Origin of the sequence: Anaerococcus porci (assembly GCF_034090325.1) — a bacterium.
Lineage (GTDB): Bacteria > Bacillota > Clostridia > Tissierellales > Peptoniphilaceae > Anaerococcus > Anaerococcus porci.
This window is the reverse complement of sequence record NZ_JAXDSU010000092.1, coordinates 1-25,307: the sequence shown is the minus strand read 5'-3', so window position 1 is coordinate 25,307 and position 25,307 is coordinate 1. Positions and strand designations below refer to the sequence as shown.

General features: G+C 27.5%; 23 protein-coding genes and 2 other RNA genes. 2 read left to right on the top strand and 23 right to left on the bottom strand.

Going from position 1 to position 25,307, the window contains the following annotated elements; translation table 11 throughout:
* The 14 genes from SOR60_RS09585 to SOR60_RS09520 form a co-directional block, all read right to left on the bottom strand.
* On the bottom strand, nucleotides 1-523 hold a 523-nt coding region (locus SOR60_RS09585), incomplete at its 3' end, for a radical SAM protein (RefSeq protein WP_407654231.1).
* Nucleotides 516-872 (bottom strand): DUF1292 domain-containing protein, encoded by a 357-nt coding sequence (locus tag SOR60_RS09580; protein ID WP_154538713.1) that lies wholly within the window; start codon nucleotides 870-872, stop codon nucleotides 516-518. The genes SOR60_RS09585 and SOR60_RS09580, both read right to left, overlap by 8 nt.
* A 2-nt stretch (nucleotides 873-874) precedes the next feature.
* Complete coding sequence (locus SOR60_RS09575; RefSeq protein ID WP_320595818.1) at nucleotides 875-2,275, bottom strand: zinc-binding metallopeptidase family protein; 1,401 nt, start codon at nucleotides 2,273-2,275, stop codon at nucleotides 875-877.
* An 11-nt stretch (nucleotides 2,276-2,286) separates the two neighbouring features.
* Complete coding sequence (locus SOR60_RS09570; RefSeq protein ID WP_154538711.1) at nucleotides 2,287-3,030, bottom strand: peptidylprolyl isomerase; 744 nt, start codon at nucleotides 3,028-3,030, stop codon at nucleotides 2,287-2,289.
* A gap of 1 nt (nucleotide 3,031) precedes the next feature.
* Entirely contained in the window at nucleotides 3,032-3,865 is an 834-nt protein-coding gene (locus SOR60_RS09565; protein WP_320595817.1) for a S1 RNA-binding domain-containing protein, read from the bottom strand.
* Nucleotides 3,852-4,703 carry a YitT family protein gene (locus SOR60_RS09560; protein ID WP_320595816.1) on the bottom strand — a complete coding sequence of 284 codons (852 nt, stop codon included), beginning with the start codon at nucleotides 4,701-4,703 and terminating at the stop codon, nucleotides 3,852-3,854. Before SOR60_RS09560 ends, SOR60_RS09565 begins: the two co-directional genes overlap by 14 nt.
* 116 nt (nucleotides 4,704-4,819) lie before the next feature.
* Nucleotides 4,820-5,722 (bottom strand): kanamycin kinase, encoded by a 903-nt coding sequence (locus SOR60_RS09555; RefSeq protein ID WP_320595815.1) that lies wholly within the window; start codon nucleotides 5,720-5,722, stop codon nucleotides 4,820-4,822.
* A gap of 10 nt (nucleotides 5,723-5,732) precedes the next feature.
* A complete protein-coding gene (gene ptsP / locus SOR60_RS09550) occupies nucleotides 5,733-7,442 on the bottom strand; it encodes a phosphoenolpyruvate--protein phosphotransferase (protein WP_320595814.1) in 1,710 nt (569 codons plus the stop codon).
* Nucleotides 7,443-7,505: 63 nt separating this feature from the next.
* Nucleotides 7,506-7,766: an HPr family phosphocarrier protein gene (locus tag SOR60_RS09545; protein ID WP_154538707.1), complete on the bottom strand. Its 261-nt coding sequence runs from the start codon at nucleotides 7,764-7,766 to the stop codon at nucleotides 7,506-7,508.
* Between the two features lie 56 nt (nucleotides 7,767-7,822).
* Nucleotides 7,823-8,830, bottom strand: a complete 1,008-nt coding sequence (locus tag SOR60_RS09540) for a LacI family DNA-binding transcriptional regulator (protein ID WP_320595813.1) — start codon at nucleotides 8,828-8,830, stop codon at nucleotides 7,823-7,825.
* A gap of 48 nt (nucleotides 8,831-8,878) precedes the next feature.
* Entirely contained in the window at nucleotides 8,879-9,322 is a 444-nt protein-coding gene (locus SOR60_RS09535) for a hypothetical protein (RefSeq protein ID WP_154538705.1), read from the bottom strand.
* Between the two features lie 14 nt (nucleotides 9,323-9,336).
* On the bottom strand, nucleotides 9,337-9,912 hold the full coding sequence (locus SOR60_RS09530) for a YtxH domain-containing protein (protein ID WP_320595812.1): 576 nt from the start codon (nucleotides 9,910-9,912) through the stop codon (nucleotides 9,337-9,339).
* A 75-nt stretch (nucleotides 9,913-9,987) separates the two neighbouring features.
* A non-coding RNA gene (gene ssrS / locus SOR60_RS09525) (6S RNA) lies at nucleotides 9,988-10,156 on the bottom strand.
* A 48-nt stretch (nucleotides 10,157-10,204) separates the two neighbouring features.
* Entirely contained in the window at nucleotides 10,205-11,053 is an 849-nt protein-coding gene (locus tag SOR60_RS09520; protein WP_320595811.1) for an RluA family pseudouridine synthase, read from the bottom strand.
* 57 nt (nucleotides 11,054-11,110) lie between these two features.
* On the opposite strand from SOR60_RS09520, the gene SOR60_RS09515 reads away from it, so the two are divergent.
* On the top strand, nucleotides 11,111-11,896 hold the full coding sequence (locus SOR60_RS09515) for an NAD(+)/NADH kinase (RefSeq protein ID WP_154538702.1): 786 nt from the start codon (nucleotides 11,111-11,113) through the stop codon (nucleotides 11,894-11,896).
* Here the strand turns inward: SOR60_RS09515 and SOR60_RS09510 are convergent, their stop codons facing one another.
* The 9 genes from SOR60_RS09510 to SOR60_RS09470 all read right to left on the bottom strand — a co-directional run bounded on the left by SOR60_RS09510 (nucleotide 11,897) and on the right by SOR60_RS09470 (nucleotide 24,759).
* A complete protein-coding gene (locus SOR60_RS09510) occupies nucleotides 11,897-13,420 on the bottom strand; it encodes a peptidoglycan D,D-transpeptidase FtsI family protein (protein WP_320595810.1) in 1,524 nt (507 codons plus the stop codon).
* Nucleotides 13,383-14,675 carry an FtsW/RodA/SpoVE family cell cycle protein gene (locus SOR60_RS09505; protein WP_407654230.1) on the bottom strand — a complete coding sequence of 431 codons (1,293 nt, stop codon included), beginning with the start codon at nucleotides 14,673-14,675 and terminating at the stop codon, nucleotides 13,383-13,385. Before SOR60_RS09505 ends, SOR60_RS09510 begins: the two co-directional genes overlap by 38 nt.
* Nucleotides 14,662-15,165 carry an FHA domain-containing protein gene (locus SOR60_RS09500; RefSeq protein WP_154538699.1) on the bottom strand — a complete coding sequence of 168 codons (504 nt, stop codon included), beginning with the start codon at nucleotides 15,163-15,165 and terminating at the stop codon, nucleotides 14,662-14,664. Before SOR60_RS09500 ends, SOR60_RS09505 begins: the two co-directional genes overlap by 14 nt.
* Before the next feature lie 111 nt (nucleotides 15,166-15,276).
* Nucleotides 15,277-16,968 carry a phospho-sugar mutase gene (locus SOR60_RS09495; protein ID WP_320595808.1) on the bottom strand — a complete coding sequence of 564 codons (1,692 nt, stop codon included), beginning with the start codon at nucleotides 16,966-16,968 and terminating at the stop codon, nucleotides 15,277-15,279.
* Nucleotides 16,958-18,841 carry a type I pullulanase gene (gene pulA / locus SOR60_RS09490; protein ID WP_320595807.1) on the bottom strand — a complete coding sequence of 628 codons (1,884 nt, stop codon included), beginning with the start codon at nucleotides 18,839-18,841 and terminating at the stop codon, nucleotides 16,958-16,960. Before pulA ends, SOR60_RS09495 begins: the two co-directional genes overlap by 11 nt.
* Before the next feature lie 20 nt (nucleotides 18,842-18,861).
* The gene (locus SOR60_RS09485) at nucleotides 18,862-21,069 is read right to left on the bottom strand and encodes a glycogen/starch/alpha-glucan phosphorylase (protein WP_320595806.1); all 2,208 of its coding nucleotides are present in this window, start codon (nucleotides 21,067-21,069) and stop codon (nucleotides 18,862-18,864) included.
* Nucleotide 21,070: 1 nt separating this feature from the next.
* Nucleotides 21,071-22,501 carry a glycogen synthase GlgA gene (glgA, locus tag SOR60_RS09480; protein ID WP_154538695.1) on the bottom strand — a complete coding sequence of 477 codons (1,431 nt, stop codon included), beginning with the start codon at nucleotides 22,499-22,501 and terminating at the stop codon, nucleotides 21,071-21,073.
* 10 nt (nucleotides 22,502-22,511) lie between these two features.
* A complete protein-coding gene (glgD, locus tag SOR60_RS09475) occupies nucleotides 22,512-23,624 on the bottom strand; it encodes a glucose-1-phosphate adenylyltransferase subunit GlgD (RefSeq protein ID WP_320595805.1) in 1,113 nt (370 codons plus the stop codon).
* A gap of 1 nt (nucleotide 23,625) precedes the next feature.
* The gene (locus SOR60_RS09470; RefSeq protein WP_154538693.1) at nucleotides 23,626-24,759 is read right to left on the bottom strand and encodes a glucose-1-phosphate adenylyltransferase; all 1,134 of its coding nucleotides are present in this window, start codon (nucleotides 24,757-24,759) and stop codon (nucleotides 23,626-23,628) included.
* Nucleotides 24,760-24,911: 152 nt separating this feature from the next.
* Here SOR60_RS09470 and ssrA point away from each other — a divergent pair.
* Nucleotides 24,912-25,268, top strand: a transfer-messenger RNA (tmRNA) gene (gene ssrA, locus SOR60_RS09465).
* The last annotated feature ends 39 nt before the right edge of the window (nucleotides 25,269-25,307 follow it).

Genomic DNA, 25,307 nt, shown 5'->3' with positions numbered 1-25,307 from the left:
TGCAAGCTTTAATAAAATCAGCCAAATCTTCACACCTATTTAGGATTTTAAGACTTTTGTAATTTGCAGTTTGAAGACCAAGTTCTATTATTATATCTATTCCTGTATTTTTAGAAAAATCTTCTAAAAATTCTAGTTTTTTTTCTGTTATACAGTCACTTCTAGTAGAAATTGATATAGCTATAATATAATTCTTATTACAAGCACAAATAACTTCTTTAAATTTTTCATAGTCCATATATGTGTTTGAAAAATTTTGAAAATATGCAATGAACTTTTTTGCTTTATATTTACTACCTATGTAATTCTTGTTGATTTCTAGCTGCTTTTCTACTGTAAAAGAGCTTGGTAAGTTTTCAAAACTACCTCCAGACTCAGAACAGAATATACATCCTCCAAAACCAGCCTCTCCATCCCTGTTAGGACAGGTTAAAGACAACTTTATAGGTAGCTTATATACTTTTTGACCATATTTATTTTTATAATATTCTGAAATAGGATAATATGGTAGGATACTACTCATCCATATCCCTATCTTCTATATCTTCTATATACTCATTGATAATTCTATCTATCGAATCTTCATCCCAATAATGATTGAATAAATGATAAATTTCATCAAGCTTATCTTCATCTTCTAATGGATTTAATGTTATTTCACCACTTTCTTCATCTTCTAGTTTGTATTCTAATAAATACAATTCACTTGACTGACTATCAATCAAGGCTATATAATCTATTTCGTCAACAGAAAATATATCTAGAAGATAAGCTTCTATTGGATTATCATCAATATGAAGTTCTATAATAGCTTTTCCCTCATTTTTTTCAAATTCAACATTATGTCCATGAATTTCTAATTCTTTCGCCATATTTACTCCAAACTTTTTCTTAATTCTAACAATACTTCTTCAATTAAAGAATATGTTTTTAAAAGATCTTTATATTCAAATGTAGATTTTTCTATATCCACTTGTTTATATTTTACCCCAAGTGAAACCATATTAACATTAAATTTATGAAAAATTAAAATGCCATCTAAAGAATATTGTGTTTTAATTATCTTTAAACTTGTATTAAACAACTTCTCAAAGGCATTGGAAAATACATTTGTAAGCTTATTATTTTCATTTTGCCATGAAGGAATGGATAACCTTTCAACAATTTCTGCACCATTTATTTTTGCAGCTAATTTAATTTTTTCCATCATATCTTTTAAAGTATCTTCCGATAAAGACCTAAAGATTATAATAATATATAATTTATCATCAAAAGTCTTTGCTCTTGATAAAAGACAAGAAGATATTGCTAGTTTCGTATTACTATCTACTGAATAAATACCATTTATTGCAAGCTCTATAAAAGATGATATATGGTTATACGAATCTTCAGTCATTGGCGGATAAGAAATTTCTTCTATTTTTTCTATTTCAAATTTTAAATTTGGTTCTATCCTTAAATTTGCTCTTAAATATTCACTAGAATAAAGTTTAAATATGTCTAAAAGATCATTTTCATATTTTTTATCAATAGCAATATCTACATAAGCATCTGTAGCAATTGAGTCATAAAGTCCCTTTCCATCAAAGCTAATTAAATCTATATCAACTTTGGATTTTATTTTTCTTAAGAAAGTATTAAGCATCTTAATTGCATTCTTTAGGATATTTTCTAGATTTAAAGTTGAGCTTTTTCCTAAAAGATTTTTTAAAGATATCCTATATACTAAATTATTATCCAAAAACTCTTTTTTATCAATATTTCTCCTAACAATAGGCAAATCTAAGGTAGAAAGTGTATAAGAAGCAAAACTTTCTGCAATGCAATCAGCTTCATTTAAGTTTAGATTTATTATATTGCTAGACCTAATATAAGATCTTAATGTCGTATAATCTCTATCATAATCATTAACATAATTATTTGTTAATAAAATATCAAAATTATTCATATCACTTTCTAGCAACATAATCAACAAAATCAATGATGACAGTTCAGCTACGTCTAAATTAGTATTTACTACTAGGTCATCATTTTCAACTACATCTATATATGAAAGTCTATTTATTTTATCACTGACATTTAAGTGAAGAACAGCCATTGCCTTGTCATTTTTGATGTAATAACAATCATTAATTAATAAAATTTTAAGACCCTTTTCCCTTGCTTTTGACAAGATGAACTTTATTAATGATTTCTCATCATCAATTACTTTTATATAATCGCCTAAGTCTTTGGCTATTGTTCTAAACTTATATTTATAATCTGAATTGTCCATAGCATTTGCTCTTAATAGTATTTTTTAACTTCTACTTTTTCTTTAATTTTCCCAACTTTTTCAAGATATTTTTCTTGTCTTTTAATCATTAGCAAAGTATCGTGTATTCTATCTTTAATCTCATCAAATTCTGGTAGAAATGATTCATGAACATGGTCTAGTTTAATAATGTGATAACCAAATTGGCTTTTTACAGGTTCAGATATTTCTCCTTCACTAAGTTTCTCTAAGGCATCTTCAAATTCTTTTACCATTGTTCCCTTTGGAAATTCACCCAAATCTCCACCCTTAGAACCCTTATCTATAGAATATTTATCTGCAGCATCTTCAAAAGATCTGCCTCCTTTAATTTCTTTTAAAATTTTATTAGCCATATTTTCATCTTCAACTAAAATATGACTAGCTTTATATGTCTTTGGTTTTTTTATTATTTCTTTATTGTTATCATAATATTCTCTTATTTCAACTTCATCAACTTTTATATCCTTAAATAGAAGATGCATAGCATAATTTTTAAGCATATTTGACTTTGTAATATCTAATTCTCTTAAAAACTCTTCATCTTCATCAAGTTTATTTTCTTTAGCATCAATATACATAAGTTCTTGATTAACCAATTCATCAGTTATTTGATTTATTCCTTGTGGATTTAGAAATTGATTTCCACCTTGCATTTTAGAAATAAAAGCTATTACGTCTTCTTGACTTATCTCTTTGTCATTTACACTCGCTAATATTTTTTTATTTTCTGTCATTTTATCTCCTTATTAACTCTATTTTATTAGAAAAAATTCTTATGTATTTTTCCTTATAAAGTCTACCTATAGCTCTTTTAAAGGAAGACTTTGAGAGTCCAAAAATCCTATATATTTTATCAGGGCTTGACTTATCTCCTAGATTTACTAAACCATCATTTTCATAAAGATAATCTAAAATTTTTTCACTATCTGAATCTATCTCTAGATAGGCTCTTTTTCTATTAGTAAGTTCTATTTTACCATCTTCTTTTACTTCTTTGACTCTTAGTTTTAGCAGTTCACCTTCTATATGAACTCCCTTAAGTTCATTTATTCTTAAAAGAGAATCATATTGATTATTTATAGCTACAAATGCTCCTATATGTTTATTAATAGAATATATCCTGCCTTCCACTATGTCATTTTCCTTAAAATTATGGTCAAGAGATAAAAACTCCCTAATCTTAGTAGTTAATATAAGCATATTATCCTTATCTAACATAACTCCAACTGGATAAGTCATATCTTTAAAAAGCTTATAAGATTTTTGGTCCCTTGGCATTAATAATATTATATTACTTCCAAACAAAAAATAGGCACCTTTTTTATCTATATCTATACATTTTAAACTATAGACTTTATGTTCTATGATACTTAAATTACAACTTGCCCTCAAAACATTATTAATGTCATAATATATATAAGCCTTTACTTTATCCCCTTTTTTATTATTGTACACTTGCTTGCTATCTATTAAAGCATCTCCAAAGCAAGTCTTAAGATATGCTTTATTTTTAGCAAATCTTTTTATAATTAAATTTTTAATTTTTTCACTCCTATCATTCAAATACATTGTATGTAAATCCTTCACCATAAACTTCTGATATAGTATGTGTAAATACAAATGCATTTTTATCAATATCTAATATATCATCTCTTATAGATGGAAATCTTCTAAATGGGACAATCGTAAGAATAATATCCCTTTTTTTATGAGAATAACCACCTTCAGATTTATATAAGGTAACACCTCTATCATATTTACTTAATAGCATCTTATTAATTTCTTCACTATAATCACTAATTACTGTGATAGCAATTTTTCTGCCTAAACCTTGAATGAAATAGTTAAATCCAACTGATTGTATTATAACTGTCATAACAGCATATAAAGCTTTTTCTATGCCAAATTCAGTAACTGCCATCATAACAACTAAAAAATCTATAGCAAACAAACATTTAGCTAAGGTTATTGAAAAATATTTATTTAAAACGGCAGCAATTATATCGGTTCCACCAGAAGAAGCGTCATTGAAGAATATTCTACTTAAAGAATATGAAACTATTCCTGCACCGAAAAGCACATTTATAATAACATCATTGGTCAAAATAGTATCTGGAAATACTCTTTCAAAAAACATAATCCCTAATGAAACAATCGTTGCTGAAAGAATAGATTTTTTTCCAAAACTTTCCCCCATAAATACAAATGCTACAATAAATAAAATAATATTTAAAATTAAAGACCATTGTCCAACTGTTAAAAAACTAAACCATTTAGAAATTATTATAGAAATTCCAGTAACTCCACCAGAGGCTATACTATGTTGCACAAGAAAAAAATACATTCCAAATGAAAGCAATAATGAATTAAATATTATACTTATAATTTTATTAACTTTGTAATTCATTTTTCCCATCCTTATGTAAAATATCAATTAAATATTATCATATTATATATTATATTACAAAATAAACAATAATGAAAAAGGACTCTTGCTTTAAATATAGCAAAAATCCTTTAAATTTACACCCATGATGGTATTATAGTTGAAAAATTATCATACATTAAAATAATCTTCTCTATTTCCTCTTCGTTTAAGTAAGATTCTTTATTTTCTCTTATATTAACTAAGGATTCTAGTAAGTAATAAGCTTGGTATAGGCTTAATAGCCTAAAAAATTTCCTAGATACTTGCTCACCCTCATGGTAAGATTTTAAAACTCCTTTAGCAAAATCAGGACTCGTAATGGAAATCTTATTTATATTAACAAAATCCGATATTCCATCACCAACTTTCAAATCTTTAAGACCTCTTATGTCTATTTTATCATTATCATATATTCTTATATTTTTGTCATTTAAACCCTCATACAAAATATTTGATGAGGTATTTTTACATATATAAGAATTATTTTGTAGGTAATCTATCAATATATAATCATTAACACCATTATTTTTGTTAAGTCCTTGCCTATATAAGAGCAAGTTTATCTTTGTTTCAATTTTTTTATGCCAATCGTAATCTAAATTGGAGTCAATTTTTTTCATATGGATTTTTTTTAAAATCTCTCCAAATTTAAGTCCAATATTATATACCTCTTTACTAGAATATTTACTTATATATTCTTTTAAAGATATTTCATTTCTAAATTCAAATACCTTGTATGACTTATCTAAGTCAGGCATAATTCCGATTTCATATAAGTCTAAAGGATTGACATCTATACTTCTAAGGTAATTATTAATTTCATTTTCTTTTTTTAAATTATCAAAATCTTCTATAGGATACAATCCAACCACATAGGTAATACCATTAAAATCAAATTTTAATTTATTTGATGAAATTTTGCTAAGCTTTTTTATATTATTTATGTCATTTTTAAAAATGTTAGTTCTTTTAATTATATCAAAAGCATTTTTATCCATATTATTACCATCAATTATGATTATCTACTGCCTCTTCTACTTTATTTACATCTTCTAAATCAAGTATTTTTTCAGCAAATTTCTTTTCTTCCTCATAAGAAGAATTTAAAATAATATCTTTGACTTGTGGCAACTTTGATGCTGAACCAGAAAATTCATCCAATCCTAGACCTAATAATAATTTAGTAGCTCTTGTATCTGAAGCAAATTGTCCACACATGCCTGTCCATTTACCTTCCTTATGACTTTCATCAATTACATGCTTAATTGACCTAATTACAGCAGGATTAAAGTTGTTGTACAAATCAGAAATATTTTCATTACCTCTATCACAGGCTAATGTATATTGTGTAAGATCGTTAGTTCCTATTGAAAAAAAGTCTGAATATTTAATAAGTTTATCTGCCATAATTACAGATGCAGAAGTTTCAACCATTATACCTAAATCTACATCCTTATTATAAGCAATACCTTCATTGTCTAAGTCTTTTTTAATATCTTCTAGTATATTACGAGTTTTCTTTATTTCATCAACAGATATTACATATGGAAGCATTATCTTTAAATTACCAAAAGCAGAAGCCCTTAATAATGCTCTTAATTGATCTCTAAATATATCTTCGTGATCTAAACAAAATCTTATTGCTCTATAACCTAAAAATGGGTTTTCTTCTTTAGGAAAATCATAATAATCAAGTCCCTTATCACCACCAATATCGAGCGTTCTTACAACTAAAGGTTTTTCACCAAGTATTTGTGTAGCCTCTTTATATACTTCAAATTGTTCTTCTTCAGTTGGAAAATGATCATTCTCCATATATAAAAACTCTGTTCTAAATAAACCTACACCATCACATCCATAGTCAATCGCAACTTTTAAATCTTCAATATTACCAATATTTGCTGAAACTTCACATGTTCTACCATCCTTAGTTTTTGCTTCTAAGTTTTTGACTTTTTCAAGTCTTTGTCTTTCAACTTTTTGCTCTTCAATAATTTTTGAATATTCTTCAATCTCAGCTTTACTTGGATTTATAATAAGCTCTCCATTATTACCATCAATTATAGCCATTTCTCCACCCTTAACTTTTGAAGAAATTCCTGTCATTCCAACTATAGCAGGAATATCTAAGTTTTGAGCTATAATTGAAACGTGAGATGTTTTACCACCTAAATCAGTAGCAAAACCCAAAACTTTGGCTTTGTTCATATTTGACGTATCTGATGGTGTTAGTTCCTTTGATATAATTATGAAATCCTCATCTAGTTTGGATAAATCTTTTGGTACAACACCCTTTATTTTACATAAAACTTGGAAACCGATGTCTTTATAATCGTCAGCTCTCTCTTTAAGGTATTCATCATCTAAAGAACTCATAACTTCAACCATTTGATCAACTGTTTCACTTGTAGCAAGTTCGGCATTCTTGTTATCATTAGAAATACTTTCTTTTATAGAGTCTAGAAAATAAGGATCTTGCAATAATTCCTTATGTGCTCTAACAATATTTAGCATTTCTTCATTCTCTTCACTAATTTCTTTTTTTTCAAGATTTTTAAAATATGAGCTTATAGCATCTTCAACCCTTTTTATTTCTTTATCTTTTTCTTTGTCTTCAATTAAAGATTTGTCAATGATTAATTCTTCCTTTGTAAAAAGAAATAGTTTTCCTATTGCGACACCGTTAGATGCTATAATGCCTTTATATCTTTCACTCATACACTAATATCCTTTCTGAAATTGTAAAAATATAGAGGTACTATTAAGTACCCCTAATATTAATTACTCTGATAAATTATCTATAAAATCAGTTAATTTGTCTGCAAATTCTTCTTCGTCTTCACCTTCAACAATGATACCAATTTCTGTACCTTTTGAAATTCCTAGACTCATAACATTAAATATACTCTTAGCATTTGCTTCTTTTCCATCTTTTACTAACTTAACATCTCCTGGATAATTTTTTACAAATTGCACCAAAGAAGCTGCTGGTCTTGCATGTAGACCTGTTTCATTAGTAACAACAATTTTTCTTTCTGCCATAATTGCCTCCTAAAATTTTATAATATTATTTTAACATTTAAATAAGTTACTTTCAACTATCGACTTTTTGTACTATCGCGAGATATAAGTTGTGCATCAAGAATCCAATTATTTTCTAGAATATCTTCCTCTCCCCTAATTCTTTTAATTAGAGCCCTTATACAAATGGCTCCAATATCATAATTAGGAATAGATACAGTTGTAAGTTTTGGTCTGTAGACTCTAGAAATTTCTGAATCACCAAATCCAACAACAGAAAAATCATCTGGCACTTTGATGCCGTTATCATAGCAATAAGCTATGAATCCAACTGCAACTTGATCGTTTATAAAGCTTATAGCGCTTAAATTTTTACTTTTAGCTTGTGAAATAACCTCTTCACCAATATTATACCCATCATCACTTGAATTTCCACGAGCTTCTATAATTATAGGTTCGAGATTTTTCTTCTCCATAAACTTTTTATAGCCTTCTATTTTTATATCAGAAAGATAGTCATGATCTTTCTTGGTTACATATGCAATATTTTCATGTCCTAATGAATTTAAATATTCAATTAACTTATACTGTTCATTGAGATAATCTATTTTTACAGTATTTAATTTCTTAAAGTCATGGAACTTATCAAGTAAAATGAAAGGAGTTTTATTATCTCTTAATTTTACTAGAACTTCTGCTGAAATATTTTCACTTATTACTACAATTCCTTCAACTTGTTTTGTAGACAAGAATTCTATAGCATTTTCAAGTGCGTTATCATCACCATATGTAGATGATAATATAATATCATACTTATACAAGTGACCTATTTCCTCAACACCTCTAATCAATTGAGCCATATATTCGATACCAATATCCTCTACAATTACTCCAATTAAATTAGACTTTTTCATTACTAGACTTCTTGCAAGTTCATTAGGTTTAAAATCTAGCTTGTTTATTGCATCTAGTACTTTTCTTCTTGCTTCAGGGCTTACTGGCTTTGAATCATTCATTACCCTAGAAACAGTAGAAATTGACACTCCAGCAAGTTTTGCAACATCTTTAATAGTAGGTTGTGCCATATAATCTCCCTTCATTTTTAATATAATAAAAGGTCATCTATTGATGACCTATCTTCCTGCTATAACATTTCTAACTATATCAACTACATCCATAATTAATGAGGCATAGTCATTTATTGACGCTATTCCTTCTCCAAAGGTATCTGTAGTATCGACCACACTTTCTCCAAAATAATTAACTGTATCTTTAACATCAACAGTTATATCGCTTACATTAGAGATAGCTAAATTAGCGTTAGAGATAGCCATCTTTAGATTAGGATCAGATACTAGTCCATTTACATTATCTACTAAAGTATTAGCTTGATCAACTAAAGTTGGTAATTTATCTATAACGTTGTCTAGGTTATCTTTATTTTTATCTACTATTTTTTGTATAGACTTTACTAAATTAATTGCATTTTTCAAAAATAAAGCAAGAAATATAATAGCAATAATGCCTACTAGTAATAAGATAATATCAGCCATTAATCTTATATTTATTGTAACCATTAATTACTCCTTACTTATTTCTTTTTTTTATCTTCAGCTCTTCTTACTTCCCCAGCTTTTTTTTCTGTTTCTTTAACTACATCTTTGCTTTCTTCTATACCTTCTTTAACTTCTTCAGATGCTTCCTTTGCCCCTTTTTTGGCAGCATCCTTAACATTTTTCGCATCTTCCTTAATTACCTTAACTTCGTCTTTTACATCTTTGGTATTTTCTTTAACAATTTCTTTAAAATTTTCAGTAGTCTTTTTAACTGTATCAATACCTTCTTCTATACCTTCTTGTATAGGTTGTAATTCAGTATATGCCCTATCTTTAAAATCTATATAAGATTCTTTAGCATTTTCTACCATATCACTTGTGGAATCTTTTACAGTATTTACAGTAGAATCTATTGAATTTTTGATATCTTCTCTTAGTTTTTTACCTGATTTTGGAGCAAGTAATAATCCAGCTGCAACTCCTGCTAATGCACCAACTATTGCTCCTTGAGTTCTCATTCTGCTATCATGGTTTCTTACTTTCCATATCTCATATTTAAGTTCTCTTTGTTTTTTTTGTGCTTTACTTTCAATATAATCAGCTATACTCATAGTATACTCTCCTTTAAATTATTTATTGTCTTATTTAAGTTAATACCCAACTTTAAGAAAAAAATAACATAAAATAAAAAATCCAAGGTGGTCCTTATATTTAATACCTTCGCGTATGTGAAGGTGGGTTTGCTATTTGAAATCTCTGACTTCCACTCAAAGGAGGCTTGCCATCAAAGTCAAAACTCCGCAATCCCTTATAAATGTTGTAGGTTTAAATTTGGACCTTGCTCCTTGGAATATATTTATTATATATCATGAAAAGCATAATTGCAAATATGTTTTTAAAGTACTAAATCCCTAAATTTAAGTATTTATCGAATTGTGGTCTTGATAGTATCGTTATCTTTTTATTATCCCTAAAACATGAAAATTCAAGTTTATAACTATGTAAAAGAAATCTATTTAGCTTATATTTGCTTCCATATAACTTATCTCCTAAAATAGGGTGACCTATACTTGATAAAGATAACCTTATTTGGTGAGTTTTACCAGTTAATAATTTAGATTCTACAAGTGAAAAATTGTTATATATTTTCATGCTCTTAAAATAAGTTCTTATCTCTTTTCCCTCAGGGTATAATTCCATTTTTTTTAAATTACTATTGTAATTTATATTTAATTTCAGCTCTCTATCTATATTAAGTTTTCCATCAACCAATGAAATATAAAATTTATTAACATTGTTTTTTTCAATCTCACCTTGATAAAATGCTTGAGCATATTTATTTTTTGCAATTAGCATTATCCCCGAAGTATTCATATCTAGTCTGTTTATAAGTCTTATCTTTGACCTTATATTATTTTCTTTAAAATAATAAGCTATATAATTAGATAAACTTTCTTGATTTTTAGAATTTACAGTTAGGTTAGCCTCTTTATTTACAGCAATTATATCCTTATCTTCATATAATATATCTAATTTTTTGTAAATTGTTTTATAATCTAAATTTTCATCTTCAATTGAAATCTTAACAAGATTACCTTTATTTAGATTAATATTTTTTTCGGTTTTATTTCCATCTATAGTCAATAATCCATTATTTATTAATTTCTTATATGATCTTTTTGAAATAGACTTTTCTAATAAAAATTTTTTTAAGGAAATTTCCTTATCCACTTTAAATTTAATAGATTCCACAATGTGTCCTTTCATTAGTGTGTTATAATAATTATATATTAAGAAAGGTAAGTTACAATGACTAAAATTATTAACATTTTTAAAAATAAATCTAGATATAGTAAAAGTATATATAATAAAACTAAAGAAATATTAAAAGATTATGGTTATGAAGTATCGAATTCTTATAATTCTGATGCTTGTCTAAATTTAGTAATAGGTGGAGATGGCACATTTTTAAATGCTGTTAAAAACTCAAAATTTTCTACTATTCCTTTTATTGGTATAAATACTGGACATTTAGGATTTTACCAAGAAGTAGCAGCTGAAAATATCGAAGACTTTGTTAAAAGCTTTCACGAGAATAATTACAAAATAGAAAATTTGCCAATATTGGAATCAAGAGTAGGTAAGTCTGTATATTATTCTGTTAATGAAGTGGTAGTTAAAAGCAACAAAAATCAATTAATAAGATTAAGACTATTTATTGATGGTAATTTTATTGAAAATTTCTCAGGAGATGGATTAATTATATCAACCCCACACGGTTCGACTGCTTATAACTTATCTGCAAATGGTGCTATATTACATCAATCTTTAGACGGTTTTCAACTTACTCCAATAGCTCCTGTTTTTTCATCTTTAAATAGGTCCTTAAAGGCTCCTATAGTATTACCTAAAAATGCAGAAGTTGAGATTAATGTAAGCAAAAGGGATAGTCACCATACTGTTTTTATATTTGATGGGAAAGAATTTAAAAGCAAAAGTTTTAAAATCAGAACAAAAATTGCTGATAAACAACTAAAAAAGCTTATTTTAAATAAAAATCACTATTGGACTAATATTAAAAATAAGCTATTATAATTAATTTAAATTTACATTATTTACTATAGAATTTACTAATTGCCCTGCTAAAGGAGCAGCTATTTCTCCACCTGTTGAACTTGTATTTTCTAATACAACTGCAAAGGCGATTTTTGGATCATAGGCTGGTGCAAAACCTACAAACCATGCATCAGTCGCTCCATCATCTCTATCTGCGGTTCCTGTTTTTCCAGCTATTTGTACAGATTGTATATAAGCTCCGGTACCTGTTCCTCTGTTTACAACATCTACCATATAGTCTCTTATAGTATTTGCGTTCTCCTCGCTAGTTGCTTGTGATAAAACTTCACTTTCACTTTTCTTTATTTCTTTACCATCCTTATCAACCACATTGTTAACAAGTCTAGGCTGCATCATCTTTCCATTATTTGCTATAGCAGATGCTATCATAGCCATATGCAAAGGTGTTACTTGAGTTTTTCCATATCCAAATCCTGTCATAGCTAAATCAACTTGGTTTAGTTCTTCATAAGGAATCTTTGAATTGATTTTTTCAAGATCAAACTTATAATCCCTATTAAACATATATCTTTCAGTAACTTCCTTATAAAAGTTTTTACCAAGCTCATCTGTCTTTGATGCAAAATAAGTATTTACAGAGTTTAAAAATGCACTTCTTAAGTTTATACTTCCATAGGAATATCCACCATAGTTTTTAATATCATAGCCTTGTATAGTTACCTTACCTGTATCATTAAAACTCGTGTCAATCTGACTATCCAAAATAGCATCAGCAGTTACTATCTTCATAGTTGAGCCTGGTCGATATATCCCTTGACTTGTTCTATTTAATAAAGGAGCGTTATTCGATTGTACTAGGTTTTCCCAGTCACCTTCTATAGTATTTGGATTATAAGATGGTTTTGATACCAAAGCTAAAACTTCTCCATTTCTTGGATCCATAACAACTATAGAACCAATATTATTTCCTAAAACTTCATAAGATATTTCTTGTATTCTTTGATCAATAGTTAAGTTTAAATTATTTCCAATACCAGATTGTTCGACCATGTCCCTAATTTTAGATGTAGCCTGATCAGATATATTTAATAATTCTTTGTTATAGGTTTTTTCAAGACCGCTTTTGCCATACTTTACAGAATTATAACCTGTAAATGTAGAATTTACAAATGGATTTGTATATATTCTCTGACTATTACCTTTTTCATCCCTTTCACTATAAACTAAAAGCTCACCATTTCTATCATAAATATTTCCTCTTTTAATCACATTTTCATTAATCCAAAGTCTTTTATTATGACTGTTATCAGCTACTGTTTGTGATCTAAATAGTTGAAAATAAACAAGATAAAGTACTATGGTTAAGAATAAGAATATAAATAAAATCATAACATATATTAATCTTTTATTCATAGTAGATTTTTCTAAAAAGTGATTTTCACTGTCTTCTTTTAGTCTTTGAGATTTTTCCATTTCCAAAATTTTTTTAAATAGGGATTTTTCTCTATCTTTGCTTTTTTTGTTTTTGTTTTTCTTTTTCATAATTATCACCATTTTCCATTTTTTGACCAGAAAATTGCAAACAAGCTAGAAGTATAAATCCTGCAATCATAGATGAGCCACCAGCAGATATAAATGGAAGTGTAACCCCTGTTAAAGGTATTAACTTTAATACTCCTCCCAATATTATGAAGGTCTGAAGAGCAAATAAACTTCCTATGCAAAAGGCAAGTATAGAAAAAAATTTATCTTCTTGTTGTAAGGATATTTTTATAGCCCTATATACTAAGATTAAAAATAATAATACCACAGCAATTCCCATAAATATTCCATACTCTTCACAAATTGCAGGAAATATAAAATCACTTTCTGCAACTGGTATATAATCCGGCCTACCAAGTCCAATTCCTGTACCAAATAGTCCACCACTTGCAAGAGCAAATAGAGATTGGGTTATCTGATATCCCTTATCATCAATCACAGACCATGGATCTATCCATGTTTCTACCCTCACTTTTATATGTGAGAATAGGAAATATGCAAGAATTGAGCCAAGAACTATAAATATTATATTAAGAAGTATAAGTTTTCTATCCCTTTCATAAACAAATTGGGCTAAAATCATAGTTGCAAAAAATATTATTGCTGTTCCTAACTCTCTTTGTATAAAAAACATTAGAATAAATACATATATCCCTATATTTAAGTAATACTTTCCAAAAGCCATCTTCCTAAATTTATTATAGTTGGTATAGTAACTTGCAACAAAAAATACAAATGGAATCTTTATAAATTCTGAAGGTTGTAAGGAAAAGGGTCCTATATTAATCCAATTTTTTGCTCCACCAGAAGCAAAACCAAATATTAAAGTTGCAATAAATAAGAATATAGATATTAAAAAGTAAAATAGTATATGCTTATCCCAATTTCTCTTACTTTTTAATATAAAATAAGTAATAAAGAAAACAAATATGCCTATTATATAAAAAATCAGCTGTCTTTGGCCTATAGCAGGATTTAACCTATATATTATTGCAACTCCAATTGCAAAAAGCATATTTACAATTAATAGTAAAATATTATCAGTCTTAGTAATTTTTTTTACTAGAACTGATGAAGCCATAGTCAATATTAAAATAGACAGATAGGCATAAAAATCCTTATTGCTTATATTTTCAATATTATAGATCATAGAAAGACTAAGGGCTAAAAACTCAAATATAAATAAAAGAACTAAAGCATTCGTCTTATATTTTTTTTGTAGGATAATATTTTTATTTTCCTCAATCATTCTCATCACCATTAATAAATAAAAATTTCAATTCTCCAAATTTAATAATATCTTTACTTTTTAGCTCAATTGCATCAAAAATTCTTTCATCATTTAAATATGTTCCATTTGATGAGTTTAGATCCTCTAAAAAGTAAATTCCCTTATCTAATATAATCCTAGCATGAAAGTTTGATAAAAATTGGTCTTTAATACATATAGTATTTCTATCATCTCTACCAATACTATTATCTTCACCTATGTAGTAGTATTCTTGTATTTTAAACTTATATTCATCATTTTTGCTAATTAGTTTAAGATAGGTATCAGATATTTTCTCTTTTCTAATAACGTATCTTACGTCATAATATATTATCTTTATTATGGAGTATATAAAATACAATACTATTACAACAAAAACATATTTTAAAATTGTTGACAATAGTTGATAAAGTGTCATATTTCCAAAAACATGGATCGAAAATACTCTATCTATAAAGTTAAAAAATAGATCCATAAAATCCTCCTTGAATTTCACTTTATTCATTTTATCAGATATTTCAAATACTTTAAAATAAACTTGTGAAAAACATATAAGTTAAAAAGGGCTAGTAACCTAGCCCTAGTCTTATTCTACTTTGTTAATTATTTTGTTAACCTCATCTTTTATCTTATCTTTTTTGCTTATTGCCTTATCTTTTGTTTCATCTATTACGTTTAAATATAATTTGATTTTTGGCTCAGTTCCTGAAGGTCTTAGAACAAACCAAGAGTCATCTTCAAGATAATATTTTAATACATTTGATTTTGATAAACCAGTTTTGTCATTTTGATAGTCTATAATGTTTTTAACTTTTAAATTACAAACTTCCTTAATAGGATTAGTTCTAATACTTTCCATTATTCTTTTTATCTTATTTGCTCCATCAAGTCCCTCAAGAACAATTGATTGAACTTCATTTGCATAGAAACCAAATTTTTCATATATTTCTTCTAATACATCTAGTAAGGATTTGCCTTTTTTCTTATAATAGGCTGTCATTTCACTTATAAGCATAGCTGAATTTACAGCATCCTTATCTCTTACAAAATCTTTGTAGTTATAACCTATACTTTCTTCAAATCCGAATATAAAGGTTCCCTTACCGTTTCTTTCAAATTCATTTGCTATTTCATATATATTTTTAAATCCGGTTAAAACTTCATACACATCTACACCAAAGCTATTAGCTATAGGATTAACTAAATCTGTTGATACTATTGTTTTTACTATAGCTCCATCACTAGGTAATTCATTATTTTCTTTAAGTGCTGTAAGGATATAATTTGCTAAAAGAGAACCTATTTTATTACCTGTTAGAAATTCATACTCTCCCTTATTATTTCTTACTTCAACGGCACATCTATCTGAATCAGGATCTGTTGCTAAAAGTAATTCTGCTTCTTTTTTCTTACCCAGCTCTTCAGAAAGTCTAAAAGCTTTAGGATCTTCTGGATTTGGATATCCAACTGTTGTAAAGTCAGGATCAGGATTTTCTTGTTCTTCTACTATATAAATATTTTTAAATCCTCTTTTTTCTAAAATTTTTCTAACTAATTTGTTTCCACATCCATTTAGTGGCGTATAAACTATTTTAACATTTTTATCTATATCTTCATTTATTGTACAATCTAGAACTTCTTTTATATAATCTTCAATAACCTTAGGGTCGACATACTTTATTATACCTTTTTCTACTCCATCATTAAATTCGATTCTTTTAATCTTAGAATAGTCATCATATTCTTTCATGTAATCTTGAATTTTTACAGCTGTAGCTTCTAATATTTGACTTCCATCAGAACCATAAGCCTTATATCCATTATACTCTCTTGGATTATGACTTGCTGTAATCATTACACCAGCATAAGAATTTAACTTTCTAATTGTATAAGAGCATACTGGAGTTGGTTGAATTTCATCATATATATATACTTTTATTCCATTAGCAGCAAAAACTCCAGCTGCAATTTTTGCAAAGTCCTCTGATTTATGTCTTACATCATAGCAGATTGTTACTCCCCTATCTCTTGCTTCATCTCCTCCTTCATTGATGGTATCAGCAAAAGCTTGACTTGCTTTAGCAACAGTATAATCATTCATTCTATTTGTGCCTACACCTAGTTTTCCTCTAAGACCTGCTGTGCCAAAGGCTAATTCTTGATAAAACCTATCCTCGATTTCTTCTTCGTTATCTCTAATTAATCTAAGCTCTTCTCTTGTAGCTTCATCAAAAAAATCATTGTTTAGCCATTTTTCATAAGTTTCTTTATAGTTCATTTCCTTCTCCTCCAATATAAACATTTACTGATATTTTTTCAAAATTCTCAATATTTGATACATTAATCTTATTATTAATTTTACCCATTTTCGAAAAAACTTTTCTCACAATATCGTCTTTAGAAAAAATATTATCTCTTAAAGTTTTATTAAGTTTTACTTCACTGCTTGAAGCATTGAATACAACATAAATTCTTTTATTCTTATCTTCAATAGTATATGAAATTAAATTATCATCAAGTCCTTCTATAAATTTAAGTTTACTTTTTATTAATGAGCTTTTATAAATATTAAACACATTTAGTTCTTTTCTTAATTCTATCAATGATTTCACATAAGTATAAGTTGATAAATTATGTATCTTATCTTTCCAATCTATTCCGTTTATACTTAATCCTGCATTATAAGAATTTCTATTATTTTGTTTTGAATTATTAAATTCATTTCCTTCATATATAAATGGTGTTCCAAAAGATAGAAATATAAGCGCAAATCCGAGCCTAGATATTTCTTCTATATTTTTCTCACTTGTTAAAGATATTCTTAATTTATCATAGTATATAAGATTATCATGACAATTAAAGTAATTTATTACCTCTCTTGCATCATCTGCAAAACCCATTCTTTTACAATCATAATCAATGCTTCCAGCAATACCTATTTCTATTTGTGTTTTTAAAGAAAAATCTCCCTGTATATATCCTTTGGAGTAACCATCATTATTACCTTTTATAGCATCTCTAAATCTATTGTTAAATACTGCAAATCCATTTGACCTTTGCCTACCTATCAAAATTTGCTTGTCTAATGCTAGGGATGAAGTCCCTCCCATCCAAGGCTCACCATATATAATTATATTGGGATTGATTTCCTTAAGTTCTTTCAAGGCAATTTTAATGGTATCTATATCAATTAAAGCCATTAAGTCGAATCTAAATCCATCAATTTTATATTCTTTAGCCCAAAATTTTAAACAGTCAATTATAAGCTTTCTAACAAAAGGTTTTTCACTTGCAAGCTCATTACCAACACCTGAACCATTAGAATAAGTCCCATCTGGATTTTTCCTATAATAATATCCTGGAGCCAAGATTTCAAAATTGGAATCTTTAGTTTTGAAAGTATGATTAAAGACAACATCCATAACAACCCTAATTTTTTCTTTATGAATTGAGTCAACCATAGTTTTAAATTCTTCTATTCTAGCTTTAGGATTATATGGATTTGTAGAGTATGAACCCTCTATATTAAAATATAGCTCTGGATCATATCCCCAATTATAATTATCTTCATCAAAAAATTTATAATCCTCTTCAAATGTTGATATAAAATCATATACCGGTAAAAGCTGAACATGACTTATTCCTAATTCCTTAATATGGCCAAGTCCTGTTTTTACCCCTTCATAATATGAATTACTTTGACTTAAACCTAAAAACTTCCCTCTATATTCTACTGAAGAATTCTTATTAGCGGTAAAATCTTTAACATTAAGTTCATAAATAATAATATCCTTTAGGTCAGGTAGGCTATAATTAGATTTATACCTAGAATTAATCTCTTCCATATCAACAACTGCAGACATTATACTATTTATGGAAGAAGCTTTTGAATAAGGGTCAGTGACTTCATATTTATTTTCAACCAAGTATGAATAAAAATATCCATCCAAATCTCCATAATACCTATACTCAAAAACTCCATTTTTATTTTTCTTCATTGGATAAGAATTTTTTCTTACTTTCCTATAATCATCACATAAAAGTAAATTTATTTTATCTCTATTAGGTGAAAAAACCCTAAAGTCTGTATATTCTTTTTTATATATTGCTCCTAATTCTATATCCTTTATCTCTTCGTAACTAATACTCATAATCTCCTATTTCCCTGATTTCAGAATTTTTTATCCAGACTAAAATTATTTGCCCATATAATATTTCTTATTTCATTATTTATCCAAAGTTCTTTATCCAAGTAATCCTTAGACATCTTAAATCTTAATTTAGTGAGTTTATCTAAATCTTTAAATATAAAAAATGAGTCATTATATTTTATTAAATAATCATATATTATCTTAAAATTATATGGTAGTCTATAATAATCTTCATTAATTAGATTATCAACAATATATCTGATTATATCATCTTTATAGTAAAAGTCACGCGCATTATAATTTTTTTTCACATCATTAATTTCTATAAATTCATTACCAAACTTATAGATAGAGTTTTCTTTGGCAATGTTTTCTAATATCCCACCTTTAGTTGAACAAATATTGGAAAAATTGTGGGCTGAATTTAACATATTGAAACTTTCATTATCAAAATTTACCAAAGTTAAATTACTATATATATCACATGCAGGGTAAAGAATTTTCGATTTCTCAACATTTATATCCTCTATAAATATTATTTTTAGTTTATTTTTTATAAGAACATCAGAATCAATCATATGTTTTAAGGCAAGAATAAACTTAATAACTTCTTTCGCCATAAAATAGCCATCATTAGCAAAACCTGAAAAAATATAGCTTGTTGGAGAAAAGTTTATATTTGAATTATCTTTAAGTTTATAATAAATTGAAGCTATACTTAAGGCATTTAGAAGTTGTCTTTTTGCTTCATGAAAAACACTCAATTGCATATCAAATATAGAGTACGGGTTTATCCTATAATTTTCCAACCCCAATTTTTTAATTAAATTTTTTTTGTTTAATAGTTTACTTTCATCTAAATCATCAAATATTGTCTTATCCTCAAAATCATCTAATGCAAAACTTTCAATGTTATAAATATTATGATTAGATAAAACTTTATTAAAATATTCATTATTCGTATATGAATATAACTCCTTATCTATACCAAAATTTATATATGAAGAATTCTTACTACTATCTTCACTATTTTCTTGATATACCTTAGATAAATAGTAAAAATTTTTAGTAAAATACATATTAATCTTTTTATAGGATAAATTATTGTTTTCGAAAATTGAATCATTGTATTTATTTTTACAATATTCATTTAAAATATATAGAAACTCATAAAAATTACTATCTATTTTTTTTACCATATCCATTGAATAATATTCTTTTGACTCTGGAGTAAGTAATATAGCTATATGAGTAAATACTTTTCTTGCTAAATTTACGCTTTCTTCAAGTTCTATTCCATAACCTTGATAAAGGCTTCTAATAAACTCTATTATAGCTTGAGTAGGATGAATATCAGCAAGTATAATATTAACTTTTTCCCCTATAAACTTAATATCAGCTTCTTTTTTAAAATATCTCCTAAATATATCTTGTATACAACTAACACAATAAAAATATTCTTGTCTTAGCCTATAAAATTTTCCTTCATAATTAGAATTATCCAAATATAAAAATTGGGTTAGGGAGTTATCCTTTGCATAATCGCTATATACACTTTCTAAATCTCCGCTAGATAAGTTCATGTAATTAATTTTATTGATTGACTCTGATTTCCATAATCTCAAAGTATTAATAAATTTATTATTTCTATTTATTACTGGCATATCATAGGCTACAGATTTAAGATCTCTGTTTTCTATATTTAATATATAGGAGAAAGATTTTTTGTGTTCCCATTTGTTGCCCCTATATAGCCAATTATTAGGATTTACAAATTGTTTTCCTTCTCTAATTTCTTGTTTCATGCTGCCACTCTCATATCTAAGAGCATAAGCCATGGCCTTAATCTTATTTTTTGAGAATTCTTTAATTAAATACCAAGCTGCTGTTCCAATATCTCCATTACCAAGACTTGGTTCTTTCTCATAATTTATTAAATCTTCGTATGAGAAATCAATATCTTTAATGAAATCATCTAATTGGTCTTTCAAATCCAATGATAAAACAACTTCTTCAAGAAATTTGCTAGGATTATATTCGAAAGACAAAAGATAGGTATCAATATCATTATTAATTTTATTAGACTCTACCCACCTAATCCCCAAATCTTGCATTAGGGCATTAACTAAAGCATCATAAACTTCTCCAATCCTTGCCTCTTTTAAATCTTTAGCATAAAAAGAATACAAAAAACTTTGTATTCTTTTTAATATGATATTATCTTTCATTTTAAGCCTTTATTTTTTTATATAATTCTATATATTTTTTAGATGATTCTTCCCAATCATTTTTTTCAGCCATGGCATTACTTATTAATTTATTAAAAGCTTTTTTATCATTTTTATATAAATCTAAAGCAGCCTTTGTTGCAAATAATAGCTCATGAGCATTTATATTTTCAAATGAAAATCCTGTTCCTTCCCCTGTATATTTATTATAAGGAGTAACTGTATCTTTCAATCCACCTGCTTCTCTTACTATAGGTAATGATCCATATCTCATTGCTATCAATTGGCTTATACCACAAGGTTCAGATATTGATGGCATCATATACAAATCACTTGCCGCATATAATTTATGACTTTCCTTGCTGTCATAGTAAATTCTTGCAGCAACCTTTTTTGGATATTTCCATTCAAAATACTTAAACATTTCTTCATACGTATAATCCCCTGTACCTAGAACAACAAGTTGGATGTCCTCTTGTAAAAGTTCATCTAAAATATACCTAATCAAATCAAAACCCTTCATAGATGTAAGTCTTGAACAAATTCCAATCATAGGTATATCTTTATTGACAGGAAGTCCATATTCTTTCTGAAGTTTTGTTTTATTAATTGTTTTTTTATCTATAGATTTAATATCATAGTTTTGATCTATATTATTATCTGTTTTTGGATTCCATATATCATAATCTATACCGTTAACTATGCCAGAAAGTTTGTCTTGGTATTCCCTTATTACACCATCCAAACCTTCTCCATAAAATGGATATTTTATTTCTTCTGCATAATTTTCGCTTACTGTATTAAAAGCTGTAGAATGAACTATTCCACCTTTCATTAGATTTATAGCATCAAAATATTTTAAATCATGCTCATTGAAATAATAGCCATCTAGACCTGTTAATGTTAAATATCCAGAATCAAATACGCCTTGGTATTTTAGATTATGAATTGTAAATAGACATCTTATATCTTTATAAAATTCATCACCCTTCTTAAAATCATTTACATAAATATTTACAAGAGCTGTATGCCAATCGTTAGCATGAATTATGTCTGGCTTAAAATCAATTATTTTTGGAAGCTGAGTGAGAGCTTTAGAAAGATAAATAAATCTTTCAGCATCATCATCGTAGCCATAAGGATTTGGTCTATCGAAATACTCTAAATTGTCAATAAAATAAAAAATAACACCATTCCATTTCAAGCTATATACACCTGCATATTGATGTTTCCAGTCTAGGTCAACATAGAATTCTTTAATTTTTTTCATTTTTTTTCTATACACCTGACTTATTGTTGAATATAGCGGCATAGCCACTCTAATATCAATACCTTTTTTTGCTAATTCTTTAGGAAGTGAACCAGCTACATCAGCAAGCCCACCTGTCTTTATAAAAGGATCAGCTTCACTGGTCAAAAACAATACTTTCATATTAAACTCCTTAATTTACATGCTCCCCTTTTTCAGTAAGGAAAGGATGAGTCCTATTTCCAAATAGTTTTATATCATTATGAATTTTTGTATCCTTATCAGTAATAACATGGTTTAGTATGACTCCTTCACCAATTTCAGAATTTTGGAAAATAATGGAATTTTTAATTACCGCACCTTTTTTTACAGTAACTCCTCTAAAAATTATAGAATTTTCAATCTCTCCTTCTATGAGCGCACCGTTAGCTACCAAAGAGTTTCTTACTTTAGAACCTTTTAAGTATTCGGTTGATGGTTCATCTTTACTTTTTGTATACACCATTCCTTGCTTATAGAAAACTTCATCAAAGTAATCTCTATCAAGTAAAGCTAAACTAGTTTCAAAATAGGTTAAGGTATCCATTATTACCTTAAGGCTTTCTTTAGATTTATAAAGACCTATGGATTTATCTTTTGGATACTTAAATAAGGCATCTAAAATTGTAGTTGCATTGTTCTTCTCGATTGAATATCTTAATAAATCAATAAATAAATCCTTTTTGATTAGTAAAGAACCAGTAAATAGATTTATTTCTTCTTCAAGACCTAAATTTATACCAACACTTTTAGGATTTTCTCCTTCAGTATTTATAATTCTTCTATTTAGATAATAACCATACTCATCATTCTTCTTTTGTGTGAAAATAAGAGCATCTCTACTTTCCTCAAGCATTTGTTGATACGCATCTGATATATCTACCTTGGTAATATACATTGGATTTGTGATATAAATATATTCTCTCTTTGTATCTATAAAATGCTTCATTGTATTATAATAAGTTTCTATTTCATTGCTTGCTCTTGACTTATTATAGATAGGTGGTGATATTGTAAGACCACCGCTTCTTCTATTTAATTCCCAATTTCTACCATCCCCTACATGATCAAGAGTTGATCTTAAAGGCTCTCCTCCATACAAAATTACACTTGATATATTATGATTAGTGATATTAGATAGGGTAAAATCAATCACTCTATACCTACATCCAAAAGGCAACATATAATCAGGTCTGTACTTACACAATGTATCGTAATTCTTCTCATCAAATTCTGAGCTATAAATTAAAGCAAGTATATTTTGCATTCTATTCCTCCTCTATACCATCTTTACTAACTAGGTAAACTGAAGTAGTATTTTTATCACCTATATTTTCAGTAATTTCCATATTTTCTGTTATTACAGCATTGTAAACTTTAATTCCTTCTTTTATAGTTGCTCCTGATAAGATTACAGAATTATTAACACTTGCATTTTCCTCTATTCTTACATTAGAAAATAATACTGAATTATTTACTTCACCATCTATAATACATCCCTCATTAATTAAAGCATCATTTAAAACACCATTTCTACCTATTCTATGAGGAGGAAGATTTAATGCAGTTGTATATATCTTCCAAGAATTATCTTGTATATTAAGTGGGTTTTTTGGATCTATCAAATCAAGATTTGCTTGCCAATATGATTTAACAGTTCCAACGTCTTTCCAATAACCATCAAATTTATAAACAAATAAATTCCTATGATTACTCAATAAATATGGAATTATATCTTTACCGAAGTCATTTGAAGATTCCTTATTTTTATGATCTTCGACTAGAGCTTGTCTTAAAATTTTCCAATTGAATATATATATACCCATAGACGCAAGGTTAGACTTTGGATTTTCAGGTTTTTCTTCAAATTCAATTATCCTTCCTTCATCATCTGTATTCATAATTCCAAATCTAGATGCCTCATCCCAATCTACTTCCATTACTGCTATTGTTGCATCTGCTCCCTTTTCTAGATGCTTATCTAATAGCTTAGTATAATCCATTTTATATATATGATCTCCTGAAAGAATTAGTACATATTCTGGATTTATACTATCTAAGTAATTAATATTTACAAAAATTGCTCCAGCCGTTCCTTCAAACCACTTTCCACCTTCTTCAGTGTAATATGGTGTAAGAATCCTTAGTCCTCCAAAGTTTCTATCATAATCCCATGCAGCACCTATACCCAAATGCTTGTTTAATAATTGAGGTTTATATTGGGTAAGAACACCAATATCTCTAATTTCTGAATTTGTAGCATTTGATAAAGCGAAATCTATAATTTTATATTTTCCACCAAAGGGTACGACTGGCTTTGCCATATCTTTTGTTAAAGCCTTTAACCTAGTACCTTGACCTCCTGCAAGAAGCATAGCAGCTATTTTATTTGAGTTTCTCATATTTCCTCCTATCTATAATAGAATAATAAATTTTATTACTTAATAATATGATACCCAAATTTATAAAAAATAATTAATAATATAAAACCTTTTCTCAAATGTTTTTTTGACAATTATTTCTATATTGGTATAATAATCATTACATTATATAAGGGGATGTTTTGGTTTCGACGTGCTTGTTAAGACTTAAGTTGCAGGTCGTTTATCAATTCGTAAAATTGAAAATTAAATATAAATGCAAACAACAATAGCGAAAGACAATTCGCACTAGCTGCCTAGTTTTAGGCAAGCAGCAAATAAATAGCTTGGTCACAGGAGCTTTTATTTGTTTCATACTTTATGTGGCAACTAATATACAAAGCTTTGAGTATATTAGTATTTATGAAGCTAGTCTAGTAAGTTATTTGTAAGTATATGAGTACTAGATGAAAAATAAATACTTACTAAACTTGTAGATACTTTTGTTAAAGCTTGTACGGACACGAGTTCGAATCTCGTCATCTCCACCAAACTTATTTTAGACCTTGATTTTTCAAGGTTTTATTTTT